A 22348-nucleotide genomic window follows, 5' to 3' on the forward strand; every position below is an offset into this window, starting at 1 on the left:
CGTATTCAGCCTCCGCTGGTAGTGGTGCTCTGATTATCGAAAGGGGAAAGCCATGGAATCTACGTTACACGGACTTTTACTCCCTTGAACAGAAAGCTATTCTAAGCTGCGGAAAAATGCGAGACTCCTTGAAAATACAAACCAATTTTCTTACGAAGGATGTAGTGCTGCCGAAGCATTCCCTGTCCTATGGGAAAAGGAACAGTCTGAAGACACCAAAGTGAGCGGTTTTTGCTCGCGAGGAGGCTGAAGTGTTCCCCATGGAAAGCGAGTATTTTCCCCAAGCCGCGAATTACCACTCATCTTGAAAAGGACGAGGGAAAGTCACGTAAAAGTTATGTCGCAGTGTCTATCAACTATTAGATAAAATTCAGCATTCGAAGGTAACTTTTTTTTGAAAATAGCCTAAGAAAACAATAAAATCTTATATATGAACCTAAAAATAAGAGTGCTAAAACATTGCGATTTAGCACTTTATTTGCATTGTTATTTACGATTTTCCACATAATTACTATTTTATATGTCTTTTTATTGTGGCAACTGCCCAAATAGCACAATCCATACAAAGAGGTCCTAAAAATAACAGCAAAAGTGTTTAAAAACAAAAAAATAACCATACTAATAGTAGCCGGTGCTAAGATTAAACGAACGTTATATGAACTGAATTACTCAATGTTCGTGTTTAGATTGACTAAATCCATAGTTATTGATAAACTTATACTGTTAAAAATTAAAAATACAAATAATCAACATATTTTTATATGGAGGTGCACTATGTCCTCAGTAGTAGTGGTTGGAACACAGTGGGGAGATGAAGGGAAAGGTAAAATAACCGACTTTCTTTCCCAGAATGCAGAGGTTGTTGCCCGTTATCAAGGCGGTAACAATGCAGGACATACAATTAAGTTTGATGAAGTCACGTATAAATTACATTTGATTCCATCTGGTATATTCTTTCCAGAAAAAACATGTGTATTAGGAAATGGTATGGTAATTGATCCAAAAGCATTTGTTGAAGAACTTGCCTATTTACATGAGCGCAACGTCGCAACGGACAATTTACGTATTAGTAATCGAGCACACGTTATTTTACCGTATCATCTTAAACTGGACATTCTTCAGGAAGAGGATAAAGGTGCTAATAAAATTGGTACGACGAAAAAAGGAATTGGACCGGCATATATGGATAAAGCAGCTCGTTGCGGGATTCGGATCGCTGACTTGCTGGACAAAGAAGCTTTCCAATCGAAATTAGAGCAAAATTTACGAGAAAAAAACCGTTTGTTTGAAAAAGTATATGAAGTAGAGCCAATAAATGTAGAAGATATTTTAGAAGAATACTTCGATTATGGACAACAGCTTGCTAAATATGTTTGTGATACGTCTGTCGTATTGAATGATGCCCTTGATGGCGGTCGCCGCGTGTTGTTTGAAGGTGCGCAAGGGGTCATGCTGGATATCGATCAAGGAACATATCCATTTGTAACATCATCAAACCCGATTGCTGGTGGCGTGACGATTGGATCTGGGGTAGGTCCGTCAAAAATCAATCATGTTGTTGGTGTGTCAAAAGCATATACAACGCGTGTAGGTGATGGGCCATTTCCGACAGAGCTACATGATGAAGTCGGCAATCAAATTCGTGAGGTTGGCCGTGAATATGGGACAACGACAGGACGACCACGACGAGTTGGCTGGTTTGACAGTGTAGTTGTTCGACATGCTCGCCGTGTAAGTGGTATTACCGACTTATCACTAAATTCCTTGGATGTTTTGACAGGGATTGAAACATTGAAAATTTGTGTCGCCTACCGTTACAAAGGGGAAATAATGAATGAATTTCCAGCGAGCTTAGCTGTTTTAGCTGAATGTGAACCTGTTTATGAAGAAATGCCAGGCTGGACAGAAGACATTACAAACGCTAAAAGTCTTCATGAGTTACCAGAAAACGCAAGACATTATTTAGAACGAATCTCCCAACTTTCCGAGATCCCACTATCTATTTTCTCAGTCGGACCGGATCGTACACAAACTAACGTCGTACGTAGTGTGTATAGTTAATAAAAAAACTCTACCAGGTTATATGCTATGGTAGGGTTTTTTAGATTAATCGGAAATGCGGGGCATCAACCGAATCGAGCAGCACATCAACCGGAATCGCGGGGACATCGACCGAATTGTAAGTACATCAACCGGAATCACGGGAACACGACCAAATGTGGCTGCATCAACCGGTGCTTTTTCCGACCATTACACAGGAAGCACTTATTTTATCGATTTTTGTAACATAAGTGTAATAAAATGTCGTAAAAAAGCAACTATATGTGTCATTTTACACATTTTAGATAAAAATAATTCAATTTACTGGGAGCTATGATACAGTTTCGTTACATTCCGACAAAATCTGTTTTCTGCTTACATTACTTATGGTAGATTAGTAGAGGGTATAAAGGAAGTCTTTAGACCTATAGAAGGAAATACTAAGATGTACTGGTTTTTGTAAGGGGGAAGTCCACAGTGGTAACAGATAGTTGGAAATGTAAGCGGAAACGAACTAGTCTACTAACTAAAATAGTAATGACGACATGTTTAAGCTTCGGTCTATTAAGTCCGACAGTTTTTGCGGAAGAGAAAGGTGAACTGGTAAGTGTTTTTCACGTATATGTTGATGGAGAGCACATAGGCAAAGTAGATGACCAAACAATTGTTAACAATATCGTGGAAGAGAAAATCACCAATGGACAAGAGCAATTTGACAACTATGATATTGCAATCGGCGAGGATGTCTCAGTTGTTCCTGAAAAAGTTTTTAATCCTACATATAATAATGATAAGGTATCTGACATATTGAAACATGAGCTGTCTGTTCATGCAAAAGCCGTTGAGCTAGACATTGCAGATGAAACAGCCGGCTACTTTAAAGATCGAGATACTGCTGAAGCTGCATTAAAAGCGTATCAGGCAAAATATATCGACGAAGAAGACCTTGAAAAATTAACAGAAGAACATACTTCAGCTAAAACTTCAGATCAACCAGAAGATAAGGAATTGTCTGTTGGAGATTCTATTATTACAGACGTTGCATTATCGGAAAAAGTTTCATTTTCTAAACAAAAAGTACAACCAAAAGAAGTTTTAACCGTAAAAGACGGTGTCAAGTTACTGGAAAAAGGTACACTTACAGAAAACACCTATCAGGTTAAAGAAGGCGATGTGTTAGGCAATATCGCTAATAAGTATGATTTAACCACAAAAGAGTTGCTTGAATTAAACCCATCACTTAACGAAGATTCACTGTTGCAAATTGATCAGGAAGTCAACGTGACCGAATACAAACCATTTGTTGATGTAATTGTTAAAGAAGAGAAAAAAGACGAAAAAACAATTAACCATGAGACAGAGATTGTTGAATCGGACGAGCTTTATAAAGGTGATGAGAAGGTAAAGCAAAAAGGTAAAGATGGTAAAAAAGTGGTACATTATGCGATTGAAATGAAAAATGGCAAGGTCACTTCCAAAAAAGTTATCGATGAAAATGTATTGGAAGAACCGACGAAAGAAATTATCATAAAAGGTACGAAAGTTATACCCTCACGTGGGTCTGGAGATCTAAGCTGGCCAGCAATAGGTGGGTATGTTTCCAGTCATGTTGGCATGCGGTGGGGATCGATGCATAAAGGAATGGATATCGCACGCCCGAGCAACCGCTCCATTTTAGCAGCGGATAATGGTGTTGTTGCTTCAGCGGGCTGGAATAGTGGTGGATACGGAAATAAAATTGTCATCAACCATAACAATGGTATGCAAACCGTTTACGCTCATCTTGCCTCTATTAGTGTCCATGCCGGTCAAACGGTAGAAAAAGGCAGCAAGATTGGTGTGATGGGCTCAACTGGTGACTCAACCGGTACCCATTTACATTTTGAAGTTTATCAAAATGGCGCACTGCAACACCCAGCAGATTATTTTTAAGGCCAATCAACAAAAGGACTAACTCCTACGAATACATTCATTGGAGTTAGTCCTTTTTATCTATAGGCAATGAATACGAAGGTCCCCGTTTGATAAGGTCTCCTTTAAGATGGAAGGAATTCATCTAAAGACATTTGAGGTAAAATACGATAGAATAGTATGAAGCACGTGATAAAAAGGATGTGACTGGAATGAGTCAGAAGATTTTAGTAGTCGATGATGAACAACCAATTGCAGATATATTGAAATTCAACCTAGAAAAAGAAGGCTATCAAGTGATTTGCGCTTATGATGGTGATGAGGCAATCGAGCTAGCAGAAGCAGAAAAACCTGACTTGATTTTACTAGATATTATGCTACCGAATAAAGATGGTAATGAAGTATGTCGTGAAATTCGCAAAACGCAATCCATGCCAATTATTATGCTAACGGCAAAAGATGCAGAAATAGATAAAGTGCTCGGCCTTGAGCTTGGTGCAGATGACTATGTAACAAAGCCGTTCAGCAACCGTGAATTGATTGCACGGGTGAAAGCTAATCTTAGAAGACAACAACAGGTCCCTGATGATGCTGTTAAAACGACAAAGGATATTGTCATGGGAAGTCTTGTTATTCATCCGGATGCATATGCAGTAACACGTGATGGCGAACAAGTAGAGCTTACCCATCGTGAGTTTGAATTGCTACATTATTTAGCACGTCATATTGGTCAGGTGATGACACGTGAGCATTTGCTTGAGACGGTATGGGGTTATGACTATTTCGGTGATGTACGAACAGTAGACGTAACCGTAAGAAGATTACGAGAGAAAATTGAGGAGAGTCCAAGTAATCCAATGTGGATCGTTACACGCCGTGGAGTAGGTTATTATTTACGCAATCCTGGCGAGGAGTAGGTTTATATGAACAAAGTCGGCTTTTTCCGTTCGATACAATTAAAGTTTATTATTATTTATATATTGCTTCTACTTGTTGCTGTCCAAGTAATTGGCTCCTATTTTGCACGGGAACTGGAGGATCAGTTGACAACCAACTTTGAAGACTCTGTTAGACACCGGGTTGAATATTTATCCTATAACCTAAAAGAAGTCTTTACCGAGGATCGAACGGAAGATGAAACGGAACCATCCCTGCAACAAGAAGTACAGGATATTGTTAACAATGTTGACCCAGAAGAAATCACCAAATTGCAAGTTGTAAACAAAGTTGGGCGGGTTTTGGGTGCAAATAATTATTCTGATCAAGATAAAATTGGTAAAAAGACAACCGGTGAATTTGTTACGAAAGCTATCTCATATGGTGCTCTTGATGAGAAAACCGAACGGAATCCAAAGTCGGGTAATCGTGTGTTTGTTAAAGTAGAGCCAATTAAGAATGGGGAAGATGTGGTTGGTGCTATTTACTTGGAGACATCTTTGGAAGGTGTTTACGATCAACTAGAAACCATTAATAAGATATTTTTAAAAGGATCCATTTTGGCAATCATTGTATCCGCATTACTTGGTATCCTAGTTGCTAGAACAATTACCAAACCGATTTCAGAAATGCGCAGACAGGCACTTACGATGGCTAAGGGAGACTTTACACAGAAAGTAAATGTATATGGCGCTGATGAAATCGGTAATCTTGCTGAAACGTTTAATGATTTGAACGATCAGCTTAAACACTCCTATGCAACCATTGAAGAGGAACGGCGGAAATTGAGCTCTGTGCTGTCTAATATGTCAGATGGTGTTATCGCAACCGATGAAACAGGTGCCATCTCACTAATGAATGACGCCGCAGGAAGGCTCATTGGGGAGAATCCTGACGATTTAAAAGGGGAATTCCTGCTTGATGCATTACAATTAAGCGAAAAAGATGTTGACCTTACTGAGATGCATAACAATGGCTCGATGATCATTGATTTAAGTGAGGATGACCACATTTTCTTAGTGCGAGCTAATTTCTCAACGATTTCCGATGATGAGGATGATATTATTGGATTTATAACTGTTATCAGCGATGTTACGGAGCAGCAAAAAGTAGAGCAAGAGCGCCGTGAATTTGTTTCCAATGTTTCTCATGAGCTACGTACCCCATTAACAACGATGCGTAGCTATATTGAAGCATTGACAGACGGAGTTTGGCAGGACAAAGAGATTGCACCCAAATTTCTACGTGTCACACAAAATGAAACAGAACGAATGATACGAATGGTTAATGACTTATTACAGCTTTCCAAAATGGATAATAAAGACTATGGGTTGCATAAGGAAGAAACGGACTTTCTGGCGTATTTTCACGAGATTATCGATCGATTTGATATGAGTGAACATGAAGGAATTAAGCTTCAGCGTGAACTTCCGGAGGGACAATTTTATGTATGGATGGATAAGGATAAAATGACCCAAGTATTAGATAATATTATTTCCAATGCCATCAAATATTCGCCCGAGGGTGGAACCATTCGCTTCAAGATGGAAAAACGAAAACATCAAGTATTAGTCAGTATTCAAGACCAAGGTATCGGTGTTTCCTATGAAAAAGTAGATAAAATATTTGACCGCTTTTATCGAGCAGATAAAGCCCGAACAAGAAAGCTTGGTGGGACAGGCTTAGGTCTAGCAATTGCTCGGGAACTTGTGGAGGCACATCATGGTAAAATCTGGGCGAAAAGTAAAGAAGGTAAAGGGACAACTATTCTCTTTACACTTCCGCTGGTGAATCAGAAGCGGAGGGGTTGGTAATGAAATTAGAGACGATTAAATCATTTATACTGGCGATATTAGTTGGAATTAGTCTACTTTTAACGTTAGGTCTTTGGAGTTACCAACCTAACTATAAATTTTTGGCGGATATGGATTATGCGGAAGCGGATATCGGTGGTGAAGGTGATATAGCCAAAAAGAACCTTGTGGAACCAAAGTCCATTATCTTCCATAATCATAGCCAGTTATATGGATTTTCGGATCCGAAAGAACGGCAGACCTTGTACCGTGATATGCAGTCATGGGTATTATACAATTTTGAGACAAAAGGGGCTAATGGACCTCCAACAGATGATTACCAAGTGGAGTTACTATTTCCGGACGAGTTACCAATGGAAATAGTGAATTACCTTTTTACGTTAAATGAAGAAATTACACTACCAGACTGGTCCTTTCAACGATTGTTTATTACGTTTGACGTAAATGATTCATCATTGGAATTACACTTTTTGTCGACAAATGGCGATAAGCAGGCAAGTTTCCTCGTTAATAATTCGGAAAAATTTGATCTGCTATGGTCCTATATAACCAAACAAAATGGGCTCAGTGAATATGTAAGTCTTGATAAGACGGGGTTGCCAGTATATATTCCAGAGCATTCAAAAACGGTCGCTCAAAAAAAATTAACAGTTACGAATATAGATGCTGATCAGCTTGTGAATGCTTTGTTTAGCAATCCGGAAATCGTTAGGCGTAATAATTCCAACTTAGGTGGGGCTTATTATACAGATGGTATACGTGGTATGCGTGTCCAACGAGATGGACGGGTTATTGAATTTGTTAATCCGCTCAATACGAACTATGAACGAATGGCGCCGCTGCCTCTGCTGGATATTAGTATGAGAAATATAAATGAACATAAGGGATGGACTGGCAATTATAACTTGGAAGAGTTAAAAACGTTAACCAATTTTGTCCGTTACCGAATGTATTATGACGGATATCCGGTGTTTAATAGTGATTTATCAGTTATTGAGCAAGAATGGCGAAATGGCGAACTGTATAAATATAACAGACCGTTATTTAAGTTAAATACAATGCCAGGTCGGGATTCTGTGGAATTAAAGTCTGGTAGTGATGTTATCTACTATTTGCAGAGTTCTAATCACAAATTAGCAAATATAGACGATGTTCAGATTGGTTACCATTTAGTGTACGATGATAACGATCTCCCATATTATTTAACACTTGAACCTGCTTGGTACGTGAAGGAAGATGGAAGCTGGAAAGAAATTATGTTTGATGAATTACCACTTAACAAAGGAGGGAGTTGAGGATGCAATGGAGTCAAATAAAAACACTATTTATCCTCTGCTTCCTTGTTCTAGATGTCTATTTGCTAATACAATTTCTCGATAAGCAGGAAAAAAATGACTTTGATGTCATGGAAGAACAAGAATCCACGATTGAACAACAGTTAAAATTGGAGGATATTAAAATACCAAAGGAATTGCCAGATGGAGAATTGGAAGAATCGTATATTTCCGTGAAACAGAAGATGTTTACTGAAAAGGAAATGGGCGAGCTAGCCAAATTTGATAATCAGACAACAGCCTTGGCTACAGGTAATTTGATTGTATCCCAATTTAAAGAACCAATCCCTATTGCGGATAGTGACGAGGCGAAAGAAGTCATTAAACGTAACATGTTGTACCCTGACGATTATAAGTATTGGGATTGGAATAAGGAATTAAATGTGCTGATTTTTTTTCAGGAGAAAAATGACCAACCAATCTATTTCAACCAAAGTGGGTTGCTGCTGGTCTACTTAAATGACGAAAATGAAATAACCTTCTATACTCAAACAATGTTAGGAGAAGAAGTAGAAGATTTTGATACAAGTAAAAAACAATTAATCAAACCAATTCGAGCAATTGACACCTTATACAATCAGAATGAACTCCATACTGGGGAAGAAGTAACGGATGCTAAGATTGGATTTTATACAGCACTACCAATGACAAGCGGTGAGCAAACGTTTGTCCCGACTTGGAAAATAACAGTAAATGGGGAGCGTAATTATTTCATCAATGCCATTGAAAATTTTGCGTTTTCCAGTGATGATCTTACATTTCTTGAAGAATCGATTACAGCAATCAAAAGTGAAATCGTAAAAATGAAAGGTAATGAGGATCTTAAGAAGGCTATAAATGATGAACTTACTACAAAGGTAGAGGGAATTAATCGGAGTGAGATAGAATGACATTACGTTTTAGTGTGTTGGCATCTGGCAGCACAGGAAATGCCTTTTATATAGAATCAGAAAAGGAAAGATTACTTGTTGATGCAGGATTAAGCGGAAAGAAAATGGACAATTTATTAAGCCAGGTTCAGGTTGATCCAGAGACTCTGACAGGTATTCTCGTAACACACGAACATAGCGATCATATTAAAGGACTTGGGATCATTGCCCGAAAGTACAACTTACCGATATATGCGAATGAAAAAACGTGGAAGGCAATGGAGGGCTCAATCGGCAACATTTCACTTGATCAAAAGTTCCATTTCGGTATGGAAACAGTCAAGACATTTAGTGATCTAGAAGTGGAGTCATTTGGTGTCTCACATGATGCTGCTGAACCAATGTTTTATACATTCCGTCATGACGGGAAAAAAGTAGCACTTGTGACCGATCTTGGTTATGTGTCTGAGCGAATTAAAAAGACGGTAGAAGATGCAGATGCATATATATTTGAAGCAAATCACGATGTTGGTATGCTCCGAATGGGGCGATATCCGTGGAATGTAAAACGACGAATTTTAGGTGATTCTGGTCATGTTTCTAATGAGGATAGTGGGTTAGCATTAACGGATATTATCAGTAATCGTACAAAGCGTATTTATTTGGCGCATTTAAGTCAAGACAATAATATGAAGGATCTTGCGCGGATGTCTGTCGGAAGTGTATTAAAAGAACGTGGTATAGAAGTTGACAAAACGATTAAACTAGTTGATACAGATCCAAATATACCAACATCTATGTATGATGTTGGTTAAGATCGCTTTAGGCGCCCTGATATGAGACAGCTAGTATGAAAAGGATAAATTCCGCATCATACTAGCCGTTACTACATATGATAATGAATGGGTAGAATGAGAGGGATGTACGTATGGACTATTACGATGATAATCATAACCCACCCCCAAATCCAGTTAAGAAGAAACGCCGCTTTGTTCCAGTTCTATTTGGTATTATCATAGGTGTTGTTATTGTAATTGTAGCGTTACGATCGAATATACTGCCAACTTCATGGACAGAACAGGCAGAACAAACGGAGAGTTTTTCTAGTGGTGATGGGACCTTGGAGAATGATTCGGGAAACAATTATGTGAATGTTGATGTATCGACCCAAATTACCGATGTAGTTGAAAAAGTAAGTCCTGCAGTTGTTGGGGTTTCCAACATTCAACGTCAGGGGAATTTTTGGGAACAACAAGCACAGGAAAGTGAAGCTGGTACTGGTTCAGGTGTAATTTATAAAAAAGACGGCGGCAATGCTTACGTAATCACGAACCATCATGTTGTTGAAGGTGCAGATGAATTAGAAATAGTACTATCTGATGAAACTCATTTAAAAGCCGAGTTATTAGGCAGTGATTTATTTTCTGATCTGGCCGTATTACGCATGAAGGATGACAAGGTGGATGGGGTAATTGAAATGGGTTCATCTGCAAATGTCAAAGTAGGTGAACCGGCAATTGCGATTGGGAATCCACTTGGCATGAGATTTTCTGGTTCGGTAACACAAGGCGTTATTAGTGGAAAACAACGGACCATACCACAGGACTTTAACCAGGATGGCCGGGCAGATTGGCAAGCAGAGGTGCTGCAGACAGATGCTGCGATAAACCCTGGTAACAGTGGTGGAGCACTTATCAATATCGAAGGACAGTTGATTGGAATTAACTCAATGAAAATCAATCAAACCGCCGTTGAAGGAATTGGTTTTGCGATACCAATTGACACGGCACGTCCAATAATTAATGAATTGGCCGAAAAAGGAAAGGTAACAAGGCCATACTTAGGTGTTGAAATTTACTCCCTTGATGAGGTACCGCAAACCGAGTGGAAAAATACATTGAATTTGCCAAAAGAGGTAAAAGGCGGCGTCTATATTTGGAGTATCGAACCAATGTCTCCAGCAGATCAGGCTGGGTTAAAACGGCTGGATGTTATTACGGAACTCGATGGTAAAGAAGTTCTCAACATGATTGATCTTAGAAAGATACTTTATCATGAAAAGAAAATTGGGGATAAAGTAGATGTTGTGTATTATCGAGATGGTAAAAAACAATCAACAACGATTAAACTTGGCGAACAGCGGTAGGTAAATTAACGGACCTTAAGATAAGATGATGGGTGTTGCCCAACAATTTGGGAAAGCAAATGTAAACATTTAAGAAATCGCTCCGTTGTGGGGCGATTTTTATTATTAATGGCGAACATTTGTGCATATGTGTATAAGTTTGTGGATAACTACATTGCGGTAGGAAACAATTTAGTTATCCACTGCGAAAAACAATGGGCGATGCGCACACGAACTTGGGCGACGCACCCGTTAACTCGGGCGATGCGCACGTGAACTTGGGCGATGTACCCGCGAACTCGGGCGATGCGCACGTGAACTTGGGCGACGCACCCGCGAACTCGGACAAAATGTTATAGCCTGTGTGTGGTCATTGCCAGTAGCTAATTTAATTTCTTCCCTGGCACTTGCTTCCATAGCAAAATCAACAAGATAAGCATGACAATGTCAAGTCGTGCTTCAAATAGAAACGAAAGAAAACCATTATTTGTCGTGAGAATAGGAATTTTAGTTAGAAATATTGCCGCAAGCATAATAAAAATAAGTGGTGCCGTCGCTTGTTTTAAATAAAGCCGACTAACGATAAGGGTTCCACAGACAATCTCAGTTATGGCTACAAGGAATAAGAATGAATTCGGGAATGGTAATGCTAGGTTGCTGAAGACCACTTTGAAATCATCAACGAGCAGCTTCATTATTCCAGAAGTAATAAAGACATAGCCAACAGCGTAACAAATCCAGTTTATCATAGGCAATTTGCTCATTTGTACACCTCCAATTTGGGGTCTGCCCCGCCTTTTTTTAAAGTATATGCAAAAGGGTGGACAACTTTGACAAGCTTTTTGAAAAGTTATTTTCCTTTGTTTAAGGCATATAAAATAATGTGGAAATTGTTTTATATGCCCGGTTCGCTTGAAAACATACGAGATTTGCCCTTTTAAAATGCATTCCTGTTGCTAAGCTGTCCATCAACACTTATAATTCCGGTATACATACATAAAAAGAGGAAGTGCAGCACATGATAAGACGTTTTTTGTCATACTATAAACCACATCGCCGTTTATTTATTATTGATTTTTCGTGTGCGGTGATTGTGGCGCTTTTGGAATTGGCTTTTCCTGTTGCCGTACAATCGTTTATTGATAGTCTTTTGCCAAGTGAAAATTGGAATTTAATTGTGCTAGTTAGTATTGGCCTTTTGCTTGTCTATTTACTTAGCACCTTTTTGCAGTACATTGTTACGTATTGGGGACATAAGCTTGGTGTCAATATTGAAACAGATATGCGCCAGCAGCTGTTTAACCACGTGCAAAAGCAGTCGTTTCGATTTTTTGACAATATAAAAACAGGACATATTATGAGTCGAATAACGAATGATTTATTTGATATCGGAGAACTTGCTCACCATGGCCCAGAGGATTTTTTTATTGCGATCATGACGTTTGTTGGGGCATTTCTATTGATGTTTAATATCAATTTCCAACTGTCTGTCATCATTTTGATCATTGTTCCAATCCTTGTTTGGTTGATTGCCTATAGTAATATCAAAATGAGCAAAGCATGGCGCAAGATGTACCACGACATTGCAGACGTTAATGCACGTGTAGAGGATGCTGTATCGGGAGTTCGCGTTGTACAGTCATTTACCAATGAAAAATTTGAAATGAATCGTTTCACAAAAGATAACTACAGCTTTCGATCTGCAAAGATTGGTGCGTACAAAGTTATGGCATTCGTCAATTCCAACATCTATATGTTGATGCGATTTATCGTATTAATTGTCCTTGTTGTTGGTTCTTGGTTGGCCTTTAATGACAAGCTTGAAATGGGTGAATTAGTGGCTTTTGTGCTATTTACCAATGTATTATTTAAACCGATTGAGAAAATCAGTGCTTTACTTGAACTATATCCAAAAGGAATGGCGGGATTTAGGCGGTTTACCGATATGCTCGACATTGCACCAGAAGTAGTCGACCGTAAAGGTGCCCAGCAGGTAAGTGCATTAAAAGGAGATATCACTTTCTATAAGGTGACATTTGGCTATGAAAAAACACAAGGACCAGTATTAACAGCACTAAACCTAGGGATTAACGCTGGCGAAACAGTGGCGTTTGTTGGACCATCAGGCGCTGGAAAAACAACAATTTGCTCGCTAATTCCACGGTTCTATGATGTTGATAGTGGTAGCATATCCATTGACGGCATTGATGTGCGTGATATGACAAAAGAATCACTACGCAATCAAATAGGTATTGTTCAACAGGATGTATTTTTATTCACTGGTACATTACGGGAAAACATTGCATATGGAAAGCTGGATGCTACGAATGAAGAAATTGAACAGGCTGCCAAACGTGCCCATATGGAAGAGTTTATAAAGGAACTTCCAGATGGATATGAAACACAAGTTGGTGAGCGGGGATTGAAGCTTTCCGGTGGTCAGAAGCAACGGATTGCGATTGCCCGAATGTTCTTGAAGAATCCACCAATTCTTATACTGGATGAAGCAACATCCGCACTGGACACCGAAACAGAGACGATTATACAGAAGGCGTTGAATGAGTTAGCAAAAGATCGAACAACACTGATTATTGCGCACCGCTTAGCGACAATTAAGAACGCCGATCGAATCATGGTTGTGACGAAGAATGGTATTGAAGAAGAGGGAAACCATGAAGAATTGTTAAAACGCAATGGATTGTTTGCCCATTTGCATAAGGTACAGATGCGGTAACAGATCCACATGCGACAAAACTTATACACAGCTGTTAATAGATTTTCCACACACTTATACACAAAAATCTGTGGATAAGCTGTGCATAAGTCAAAATTGTCAGTTTTAGAGGGCAGTATTCTACGATTAATTCTGTTAAACTAAAGGTAACAGCAAGATGGAGCGAATAAATGGAAGGGAGCATTGGATTATGGAACGGTTGACCGAGGAGCAAATTACTAAGGAACTGGAACAATTACCGAAATGGAAGCGGCTTGATGAAAAGTGGGTTGCTCGAAAGTATCACTTTAAAAACTTCCTTGCAGGGGTACGTTTTGTTGACGAAATTGCGGAGTATGCAGAAGGTAAGAATCATCATCCGTTTATTTCGATCGACTATAAAGCTGTCACCCTTAAAATTACTTCCTGGCAGGCAAAAGGGTTAACAGACTTAGATTTTGAAATGATAAACCACTTTGATGAGTTGTATGAAGCGGCAGAAAAATAAGAGAGTTTTGCCGATATTTCCCGGGAAATGTCGAAAAGACAAAAGCGGAAGCGAACCGATAAGGAAGTTCGACTAAGAGCGCCACGTCCTGTGGCAACGTCGAACTACCCCGCCTCGTGTGGGGCAGGAGGTGAGGGAAGTCTCGCTAGTCGCTTTAGCGCTGGAGCTGGACGTGGCTCGTAATAACTAGGAACAATTTTGAGCTAAATTTTATACACTCCTTACTTATAAGAAAAAGTAAAGCTCGCTAAAATAGTGGGTTACAATTAAATGGATCAACTTCGCCATACTATTGTTTGATATCGTTTCTGATAAAAACCATAAAAAATAATCCCTCATGCATTCTAGCAGGTATGTGAGGGATTATTTTTATCTCGCTGCCTACCCATCTAGACTAACCTAGGCGCCCCCTTTAGACAAAGCATATTCAAAGTAAATTTCACAACATTTTTATAAACATCGTTACTTTGTTTTAAACATCTCATCATTATTTTGAATCCACACCATTGTACTTTATCAACCAATTATAAAAAATTCCCCATTATCAAGCGTAGGAAATACCCGAAGACTTCTAGGAATAGCGAAGTCGCTGAGCCTCTGTAGAGAGTGTCTTTGCTCACAGTGGATCAGTTCAAGACCTAAATGTGCTTCCGGAGCTACATTCAGCGTTTATCAATTTATGTTACATCATTCTTTACCGCTCACTTTGTTTGCTGATATGGTTATTAATTACTGTTCTAATTTGAGTATTCTAGGAAAAGGAAAACAATACTAAATTAGTTATTTCCCTTCCTAAACAGAACCCGTTAGCTAAAAGTGGCGGGCTTTATACATGTAGGACCATTCGAATCGTTTTTAAAATGTTCCCATCAAAGTTATCATCAAACTCGGAAATAACATCAAACCCTTTTGCCTCATAAAATCTTTTTCCAATCTCGTTGTCCTTTTCCACACTAATAAATATTTCCTTAACACCTTTGAGTTCGGCAATTCCCCTATTAAGCAAAGTAGTCCCCAACCCGTACCCTTGGTAATCAGGTAACAAATATATTGCACCAAGTTCAGCCTTTCCCTCTTTATTAACTGGAGAGAAGTTTGCAAAGCCAACAATTTCCCCACCAGTTTCCACTACATACAAATATGATCCTGCCAAGCGCTTTTCCATCCTGTCATCATTGTAAGCAACTCGCAAAAAGTTATCCTGAATTTCCCTTGGTATGATCCCTTCATACGTACTATTCCAGCTTGTTTTTGCGACATACTGCACGTGTGGTATATCGTCTCTTTTCATGTTGCGAACCAAATAGTCCATCTTCGTCATCCTCTCCGAAAATTTCTAATAGTTTAACATATTTTCCGAGTGATTTGGTTGTTTTTTATAGATTTTTCCAATAGAGAATGAAAACAATGATCAGGAAAGGGACTGTTATAAGGTAGTGGCTCCAATTGTTTTTGTTGTATAGTGCCTTGCCATTGATAATCCGGGAACTGATGACGAGAAATATACCTAATAAAATGGCAATGAACTGGACAGTACCAAAAAATGAACGAATGCCTAATAGTAGAAAGTATAAATGGACACACGTGAACAATATTAGTGATAAATGTTGCGATAATCGGAGTTGACTAAAATTACTTCGGAAATAAAGCAAACTTCCTGTTATACTTAATAAAGAATACAGAACAATTAGATAGCTATGGATCATCTTTAACACCCCTCATGTTAAATTGGTATATTTATCATACATAGTGGGGTTAACCCCATGTAAATAGAAATTTTTTCAGGAGTGATGTTTTAACATGAAAATTGGTGCATTTATTAAGGCGGTAGAAACGACGAAGGATACGGTTAGACATTATGAGGAATTAGGCATGATTCAGCCCAGATGGGATCATAACCGGCGGATATATGTGGAGAAAGATATTCAGGATTTCCATGCGATTAAGGAAATGCAGGAGTTGGGCATGTCCTTAAAGGAAATTCAGTTCATGTTTGAGATAAAACGAAAGAAAGGCTGTGGGTCACCAGAACTGTTAGCGGGAATAACCGAAAAAATGCAAGCGAGACAGAGGCAGTTATTAGAAGAGGAACAGGCAATAAAACATCGTAAGGAGCAGGTGAAAGAAATGCTAGCTGTGTTAAGTCACTTAAATGCTTAGGCGATTAACATAGCTAACAAATTATCCACATTATCGATCGACAGCATTGTATAATCGATCAACGGCCCCGTATTATCGATCGACATGCTCGCATAAACGATCAACGGCCCTGCATTATTAATCCACCCACTCTCTTGCCAGCATCCCGTAGACAACGTGATCAACATAATGATCATAAAGCCATTCAGCTTGCCTTAGTTGTCCTTCTTTTTGAAAGCCTAGTCGTTCGGGAATGGATCTGCTTTTTTGATTTTCATAAGCGGCGCGAATAACGACTTTGTTTAGTTTTAATTCTTGGAAGCCATAATCAGTTAACGCACGCGCAACCCTTGTCATAATTCCATTGCCTTGATAATCCTGTCCCAACCAATAACCAATGCTTCCGATTCTGTTAGTCCAATCAAGTCGATTGAACGAAGCTGTACCTGCGAGTTCACCTTTAAAAAGAATACCAGTTGTTATCATCTTCTTCTCTGCATACATTTGTAATGTGTGCTCGATAAATGCTTTAGAATCATTTACAGTTACGGTATTATCTACCCATGAAAGCCATTCACGCAAATAATGACGTGAATCATCTGTTAGGTTAAACAATGCAGGTGTGTCACTTGTATCTAATAGTTTTAGTGCAATTTCTTCATCGACTTCATGTAAAAACATAGAAACACATCCCTTATCGAATAATTTAGTTAAGGGGTATTGTATCACAAAATTCAGTCAAGTGGAGATGTTTTTTTGCGGATGATTTATTTATTTAGGACCTAACGCTTGCAGGAATTTTAGAGTGGTATGTTGTATTTGTTTGGAGGGGAATTTTTTTATGACGAAAGTAGGGAAATGATGGACATTGTATTTGATATAGAAGAAACAGTATTTAATTACCGTGTGGCAGCGGTTTGGATTGAAAATAATCATGTGCTGATTCATAAAGACAGGAATGATGAAAATTGGTCAATTCCTGGCGGCAGAGTCAAAATTGGCGAAGATACAAGAACAAGTATTAGAAGGGAAATGCAAGAGGAGCTTGGAATTGCTATTACAGTAAATCGTACACTTTGGATAGCGGAACATTTTTTTAAATATCGCGATCAAGACTTTCATGAAATGGGGATCTATTATAGTATCTCCACGGCTGATGGCTTGAATCATTTTAGGAAAAAAGCTTTTCATGGGCTGGAGGGAGATAGGTTAATCTATCAGTGGGTACCGATAGATGAACTTGAAAAAATTATTTTATATCCTGTGTTTTTGACAGCGGGATTGAAGAATATCCCCACGCATACAGAACATTTGATTGTTAAGGATGAATAATAAAGATGAAAATGAGGAGCTTTTGTAAAGGCTTTTAAGGTGTGAATGAGATGGACAATATGCAAAATAGATCAAGGCAGCGAATCGTTAAGGAAGAACTGAAACAACTGGAAGATGCGCAGTACATACCATCAGAAATATACAATCAAGTTGTGAAGGCGCACGATCACTATTATACAGACCTGGAGCAAAGGGAGGCAGAAGCGTCTGCACAAATACAAGACACGGAGATAGTCGAGAAAGCTAGACCAATAGAAACGGAACCTAAGAAGGATCCTGTTGTCGTAAAGAAAACATTATCACCGCAAGAGATACGAGAGCGAAATATTACCTGGTCACTGAATTTAGGGGTTGTCCTGTTGCTAATCGGCGGACTTGTGCTTGCAACGAGTACGTGGGAAACGTTAGCCAATTGGATGAAGTCTGGATTAGTAGCGCTCGTTTCGATACTATTTTTTGGGCTTGCGCTTTTTACCAAACGAATTTTAACAATCGAAAAAACGGCATTTGCTTTTTATGTGCTAGGTAGTTTGTTCTTGCCAATTGCCATTTTGTCAGTAGGTTTTTTTGAATTACTTGGTCCATACTTTTCTGTTGCTGGAGATGGGCGCTATCTATTTGGAGCTGTTGGTAGCTTCGTTATTCTACCCGTATATCTGTTGCTGGCTAAAAAACTATTATCACGGCTGTTCGTTTGGTTCTCGTATGTGACTGTTACTAGTTTTGCGGGCTTTTTGTTAGCGGCTCTGTATTTGCCTGTCGATGGGTTTTATCTTGGAATCATGTTATTTAATGGATTGCTTATGTTGATGTACAGATGGCTTAAGGATAAGCAGCAAATACAGCTATTTATGAAGGAATTTGTACTTTATCTCCAATTCAATTTGGTTTTCTCAACATTATTGATGCTCGTTTTTTATGACCAAGAATTGATGTATAGTTTTAATTTGATTTTAACAGCAATCCTTTATTTTGCTATGATCTCGATAACGAAACATAAGGAATATCATTTTGTCTTCAGTGTGATGCTTGTTTATGGTGCATATCAGTTGATTGAGTTTTCCGTTTTGCAGGAAGTTGGAGCCATTGTCTATGCCTTATTAGGATTTGTGTTTTTGGCAATTCCGAGATTTATAGCAGATGACCATTCATTGAAAATAGCTTTCCGTTATACAAGTGCAGTAGTGTCTGCGTGTGCATTTCTGTATATCAGCTTTGAAGGAATTATGATGCGGATGAATGATCCTTCGTTTGTCATGCTGCTGGCGTATGTGATAATTGCCTTGAATTTCGTGGTTCTTTCCAACATGACAAAGCAACGATTGTTTACTTACTTGAGTCCCGTATTTATGATGAGTGCACTGTATGAGGTTGTTTTGTTTGGTCAGGAATGGTTTGGTTATGAGGCATTAAGTTTGCCACTGTTTGTGATGGGGCTGTCTCTGTATATTGTGTTTGGTTGCTTGTTGAAGGTATCATTTTTCCAAACAATTAAAGAAAGTTCACGCGATGTTGGCGGGATCGTTATGTTGTTATGTGTTTTAGCTGACTTCTTATTTTTAAACTGGTGGCAGGTTGGAACCATGCTACTTCTAATAAGTATCACGGCATTATTTATGGAACGATTTGAAAAGAGGAACATGTTTACACAGGGTGATGCCGCTTCATGGATTCATGCAGTATCATTAGGTCTAGCAGTTATGATGTTCTATGCTGCTGTTGAAAATAATACGGCAATCGACTATTATGCTGGACCAATGCAAGCAGAGAGTTTTGTTTTGGCGGGTCTTGTTGTTCTTCTTACTAGTTTTGGATGGCGACAATTTCAGCATAAATCGTACGAAGAACATGCATTTTACACGGCATATGGATTTTATGCGTTGGGGATATTGCTAACGTTTAACTTTGATTTTGATTCTATGCTTCGTGCAGTTATTATGCTTGGTGGAATTGCAATGGCATATTTGCTTTACCGGAAGACAAAGTTGCTTGTTGTATCTCATGTTGTCAGTGGCATCTCGCTCATGTATTACATCACAGTATTAGTTGCGATTCATTCGCAATTCAATATACAGTCGGAGATCTTTCGCTCGCTGCAATTTGTGATTGGTGTGGTACTGATTTTGATTGTAGGTGCCTTGATTAATAAGCATGACTTAAAGTTAGCAAATAGTTTCTGGTGGGCGGGCCATCTTTATCTCCCATTTGCTTTGCTTGCTAGTTTAATGTTTTCGGATGAAAATGCTGTCTGGGCGTTCATGTTAGCTGTGATTATATATGGAATTAGTCTAAAAAGGGCTAAAGTCGAATGGGTGATCCTGAGCTTTTTATATGCTAGTTTTTTCACGTTTTGGATCGGACTTAGTTTATTGTTTATTTTATTGGAGTTAGGCGAACATGTTCATTATGCCATGCTTGTAACGAGTATTGTTATTGCTGTTGGTTGGTTCTTCAGCAAAGGGGCGTGGACGAGGAGGATCGCCTTCTATGTTATTCCGTTTTCCGTGTTTGGTATCTTGGTTTTCACATTAGTGAGAGACCTTGACTTTACATTATTTATTGTTACATTGCTTTATGCAACGTTGACACTATTCATGATGCATAAGGAAAAATGGGATGTCTATAATGTTTTCCCGCTTGCACTGGTCTTCTATGGGCTATGGCTTTATCAAGGTGGACTGCTCACAACGGATTATGCCATGCTATTTAGGCTTATTGTGTTTGCGGTGGTCCTTACTATTGTTGGTTTACTGATTTATCCTCGTATGTATGAGGAACAAAAGGAAGGAATCCCATACAAGGTTGATTGGTATTCGATTATTGGTTTTATTGCGCTATGTAATTTGTATGTGGTAACAGCAGAACCGCTCTGGACAAAACTGTTACCAGGGATATTAATCTCACTATTCCTATTGTTACAGCGTAGACGTATTCCAGATGTGCCTACAAAATGGATGTTATTTGGTGCATGTGTTTACTTGCTGCAGCCTTACTATGTGTTACTCGGTAATGTAGGAATCTATGATTTAATTGAGCGGGAACTATATGTATTGCCATGGGTCATTGTCGCTATTATCCTGAAAAAGGTAGCGAGCGGAGAGTATAAATCGACTGTAAATTATATACAGTGGGCAATTCTTGTAATTGTTTCCCTATTGCTCATCCAGGATGCACTGGCAAGCTCGACTATTTATGATGCATTGATCATGGGAGTGCTATCTCTTGCCTCGATGCTTGGTGGGATGGCTTTTCAGCGAAAGGCATTTTTCTTTGTCGGTGCAGGTGTATTGCTCCTGAATGTTTTCTTACAAACAAGGCCATACTGGGGGAACCTACCATGGTGGGCATATCTTTTAATAGCAGGATCCATTTTAATTGCGGTGGCAAGTTATAATGAATGGCACAAGCAGAAAACAGCGGACGGAAAAGAAACGTTGGCAACCATTTTTTATAAAAAAGTTGTACAGCGAATAAAGCGGTGGGACTGACGGAAATAGAGAGAACATCAGCGCGAGAGCAGAAATATTGGCGGGAGAGCGAAAACATCAGCGCGGGAACGAAAACATCGTCCCGAGCCCGCCGAAAGCGATGCCCGCAGCGGAATCACGTTGCTGTTATGTCGCATTCTATATCAACTGCGAGATTAAAAAGCAACAAACATTACGAACAGGGCCTAACCGAAAACAAACGGCATGGGTAGAGTAGGCTTATTCCGCCTGAAACAATTGCTGGGCAATATTGATAAATGCCGTTACTGCAGGGGAAGCTTCTTCAATAGACGGACAGGATAGCCCAATTTTTCGCCATACTGGGGGATTAATCGTTCGGATGGCGATTCCTGCCTGTTTGCTGGGAAGTGCTAACGCTGGTCCAATGGTTATACCAAGACCCTCTTTAACCATATTCATAATGGTTCCCCCATCCTGTACTTCGAAGCGAACGTTAGGTTGGAGACCTGCATCTGAAAACATCTTGCTTACAATTTCCTCAGATCCCAGCTTCGTCATAATTAATGGTTCATGTGCAAAATCCTCAAGTTGAATGGAATCCTGTAATAACAAGGGATGGTTTTCCGGAAGCGCAACCACCATTTTATCCTCTAAAATTGGTATAAACTCCAATTCGCGATGTGGAATAGAAGCGAACCCAATGTCTATAACACGGGATAATAACCATTCTTCAACTTCCTGATAAGTACCATCAAAAAGGGTAAGATCAACTTCGGGGTATTGAGAATGGAAAACGGAAATCATTCTGGGTAGCAAATGCAGGGAAGCGCTAGGAAAACTCCCGATTCTAATTGAACCAACGTCAATTCCTGAGGCGGTTGTTGCTTCCTGGTTAATATGCCTTACCCGGTTAAGAACTTCACGGGCATGAACAAGAATGCGCTTGCCTACTTCGGATAAGAGCAATCCACGTCGTCGGTCACGAATCAACAGGACCACTCCGAGTTCCGATTCCAGTCCCTTCACTGCATGACTCACTGCCGATTGGGTCATGTTTAACTTTTCTCCAGTTTTTGTAAAACTACCTGTTTCCACAACGGTGACAAAAACCTCAAACTGTGTAATTGTCATGAGTAACACCTCATATGTGCATGTAAAATATTAATTTGATTCATTAT

General features: G+C 39.2%; 18 protein-coding genes. 14 read left to right on the forward strand and 4 right to left on the reverse strand.

What is annotated here, in order from left to right; all coding sequences use genetic code 11:
* Positions 1-774 precede the first annotated feature (774 nt).
* From ACW2QC_RS17920 to ACW2QC_RS17955, 8 genes are all read left to right on the forward strand, one after another.
* A complete protein-coding gene (locus ACW2QC_RS17920) occupies positions 775-2061 on the forward strand; it encodes an adenylosuccinate synthase (RefSeq protein ID WP_457545309.1) in 1287 nt (428 codons plus the stop codon).
* A 456-nt stretch (positions 2062-2517) separates the two neighbouring features.
* Complete coding sequence (locus tag ACW2QC_RS17925) at positions 2518-3972, forward strand: peptidoglycan DD-metalloendopeptidase family protein (protein ID WP_457545310.1); 1455 nt, start codon at positions 2518-2520, stop codon at positions 3970-3972.
* 191 nt (positions 3973-4163) lie between these two features.
* Complete coding sequence (gene yycF / locus ACW2QC_RS17930; protein ID WP_457545311.1) at positions 4164-4868, forward strand: response regulator YycF; 705 nt, start codon at positions 4164-4166, stop codon at positions 4866-4868.
* Positions 4869-4874: 6 nt separating this feature from the next.
* Positions 4875-6701 carry a cell wall metabolism sensor histidine kinase WalK gene (walK, locus tag ACW2QC_RS17935; protein ID WP_457545312.1) on the forward strand — a complete coding sequence of 609 codons (1827 nt, stop codon included), beginning with the start codon at positions 4875-4877 and terminating at the stop codon, positions 6699-6701.
* Complete coding sequence (locus ACW2QC_RS17940) at positions 6701-7996, forward strand: YycH family regulatory protein (protein ID WP_457545313.1); 1296 nt, start codon at positions 6701-6703, stop codon at positions 7994-7996. The genes walK and ACW2QC_RS17940 overlap by 1 nt, the downstream gene beginning before the upstream one ends.
* A 2-nt stretch (positions 7997-7998) precedes the next feature.
* Positions 7999-8925, forward strand: coding sequence for a two-component system regulatory protein YycI (locus tag ACW2QC_RS17945; RefSeq protein ID WP_457545314.1), 927 nt, complete (start codon positions 7999-8001; stop codon positions 8923-8925).
* Positions 8922-9719, forward strand: a complete 798-nt coding sequence (locus ACW2QC_RS17950; protein ID WP_457545315.1) for an MBL fold metallo-hydrolase — start codon at positions 8922-8924, stop codon at positions 9717-9719. The genes ACW2QC_RS17945 and ACW2QC_RS17950 overlap by 4 nt, the downstream gene beginning before the upstream one ends.
* Positions 9720-9832: 113 nt before the next feature.
* Entirely contained in the window at positions 9833-11050 is a 1218-nt protein-coding gene (locus tag ACW2QC_RS17955; protein ID WP_457545316.1) for a S1C family serine protease, read from the forward strand.
* 362 nt (positions 11051-11412) lie between these two features.
* Here ACW2QC_RS17955 and ACW2QC_RS17960 read toward each other — a convergent pair whose 3' ends face one another.
* The gene (locus ACW2QC_RS17960) at positions 11413-11793 is read right to left on the reverse strand and encodes a DoxX family protein (protein ID WP_457545317.1); all 381 of its coding nucleotides are present in this window, start codon (positions 11791-11793) and stop codon (positions 11413-11415) included.
* Between the two features lie 254 nt (positions 11794-12047).
* On the opposite strand from ACW2QC_RS17960, the gene ACW2QC_RS17965 reads away from it, so the two are divergent.
* Entirely contained in the window at positions 12048-13763 is a 1716-nt protein-coding gene (locus ACW2QC_RS17965) for an ABC transporter ATP-binding protein (RefSeq protein WP_457545318.1), read from the forward strand.
* Positions 13764-13950: 187 nt separating this feature from the next.
* Complete coding sequence (locus tag ACW2QC_RS17970) at positions 13951-14250, forward strand: 4a-hydroxytetrahydrobiopterin dehydratase (RefSeq protein ID WP_457545343.1); 300 nt, start codon at positions 13951-13953, stop codon at positions 14248-14250.
* A gap of 826 nt (positions 14251-15076) precedes the next feature.
* Here the strand turns inward: ACW2QC_RS17970 and ACW2QC_RS17975 are convergent.
* Positions 15077-15562: an N-acetyltransferase family protein gene (locus ACW2QC_RS17975; protein ID WP_457545319.1), complete on the reverse strand. Its 486-nt coding sequence runs from the start codon at positions 15560-15562 to the stop codon at positions 15077-15079.
* 488 nt (positions 15563-16050) lie between these two features.
* Here ACW2QC_RS17975 and ACW2QC_RS17980 point away from each other — a divergent pair, with 488 nt between their 5' ends.
* Entirely contained in the window at positions 16051-16410 is a 360-nt protein-coding gene (locus tag ACW2QC_RS17980; protein ID WP_457545320.1) for a MerR family transcriptional regulator, read from the forward strand.
* A gap of 117 nt (positions 16411-16527) precedes the next feature.
* Here ACW2QC_RS17980 and ACW2QC_RS17985 read toward each other — a convergent pair whose 3' ends face one another.
* Positions 16528-17070: a GNAT family N-acetyltransferase gene (locus ACW2QC_RS17985; RefSeq protein WP_457545321.1), complete on the reverse strand. Its 543-nt coding sequence runs from the start codon at positions 17068-17070 to the stop codon at positions 16528-16530.
* Positions 17071-17247: 177 nt separating this feature from the next.
* Between ACW2QC_RS17985 and ACW2QC_RS17990 the strand changes: the two genes are divergently transcribed.
* Genes ACW2QC_RS17990 through ACW2QC_RS18000 form a run of 3 tightly spaced genes read left to right on the forward strand, consistent with a single transcriptional unit; the run spans position 17248 to position 21426 of the window.
* Positions 17248-17721, forward strand: coding sequence for an NUDIX hydrolase (locus ACW2QC_RS17990; protein ID WP_457545322.1), 474 nt, complete (start codon positions 17248-17250; stop codon positions 17719-17721).
* 50 nt (positions 17722-17771) lie between these two features.
* On the forward strand, positions 17772-21209 hold the full coding sequence (locus ACW2QC_RS17995; protein ID WP_457545323.1) for a hypothetical protein: 3438 nt from the start codon (positions 17772-17774) through the stop codon (positions 21207-21209).
* A gap of 37 nt (positions 21210-21246) precedes the next feature.
* A complete protein-coding gene (locus ACW2QC_RS18000; protein ID WP_457545324.1) occupies positions 21247-21426 on the forward strand; it encodes a hypothetical protein in 180 nt (59 codons plus the stop codon).
* 2 nt (positions 21427-21428) lie between these two features.
* Here the strand turns inward: ACW2QC_RS18000 and ACW2QC_RS18005 are convergent, their stop codons facing one another.
* The gene (locus ACW2QC_RS18005; RefSeq protein WP_457545325.1) at positions 21429-22301 is read right to left on the reverse strand and encodes a LysR family transcriptional regulator; all 873 of its coding nucleotides are present in this window, start codon (positions 22299-22301) and stop codon (positions 21429-21431) included.
* Between the last annotated feature and the right edge of the window lie 47 nt (positions 22302-22348).

Source organism: Virgibacillus sp. FSP13, from assembly GCF_054048505.1.

Coding starts and splice junctions, on each gene's coding strand:
- ACW2QC_RS17950 (WP_457545315.1), top strand. CDS start 8,922: ATGACATTACGTTTTAGTGTGTTGGCATCTGGCAGCACAGGAAATGCC.
- ACW2QC_RS17940 (WP_457545313.1), top strand. CDS start 6,701: ATGAAATTAGAGACGATTAAATCATTTATACTGGCGATATTAGTTGGA.
- ACW2QC_RS17995 (WP_457545323.1), top strand. CDS start 17,772: ATGGACAATATGCAAAATAGATCAAGGCAGCGAATCGTTAAGGAAGAA.
- ACW2QC_RS17975 (WP_457545319.1), bottom strand. CDS start 15,562: ATGGACTATTTGGTTCGCAACATGAAAAGAGACGATATACCACACGTG.
- ACW2QC_RS17965 (WP_457545318.1), top strand. CDS start 12,048: ATGATAAGACGTTTTTTGTCATACTATAAACCACATCGCCGTTTATTT.
- ACW2QC_RS17980 (WP_457545320.1), top strand. CDS start 16,051: ATGAAAATTGGTGCATTTATTAAGGCGGTAGAAACGACGAAGGATACG.
- ACW2QC_RS17955 (WP_457545316.1), top strand. CDS start 9,833: ATGGACTATTACGATGATAATCATAACCCACCCCCAAATCCAGTTAAG.
- walK (WP_457545312.1), top strand. CDS start 4,875: ATGAACAAAGTCGGCTTTTTCCGTTCGATACAATTAAAGTTTATTATT.
- ACW2QC_RS17920 (WP_457545309.1), top strand. CDS start 775: ATGTCCTCAGTAGTAGTGGTTGGAACACAGTGGGGAGATGAAGGGAAA.
- yycF (WP_457545311.1), top strand. CDS start 4,164: ATGAGTCAGAAGATTTTAGTAGTCGATGATGAACAACCAATTGCAGAT.
- ACW2QC_RS17960 (WP_457545317.1), bottom strand. CDS start 11,793: ATGAGCAAATTGCCTATGATAAACTGGATTTGTTACGCTGTTGGCTAT.
- ACW2QC_RS17945 (WP_457545314.1), top strand. CDS start 7,999: ATGCAATGGAGTCAAATAAAAACACTATTTATCCTCTGCTTCCTTGTT.
- ACW2QC_RS17985 (WP_457545321.1), bottom strand. CDS start 17,070: ATGTTTTTACATGAAGTCGATGAAGAAATTGCACTAAAACTATTAGAT.
- ACW2QC_RS17990 (WP_457545322.1), top strand. CDS start 17,248: ATGATGGACATTGTATTTGATATAGAAGAAACAGTATTTAATTACCGT.
- ACW2QC_RS18005 (WP_457545325.1), bottom strand. CDS start 22,301: ATGACAATTACACAGTTTGAGGTTTTTGTCACCGTTGTGGAAACAGGT.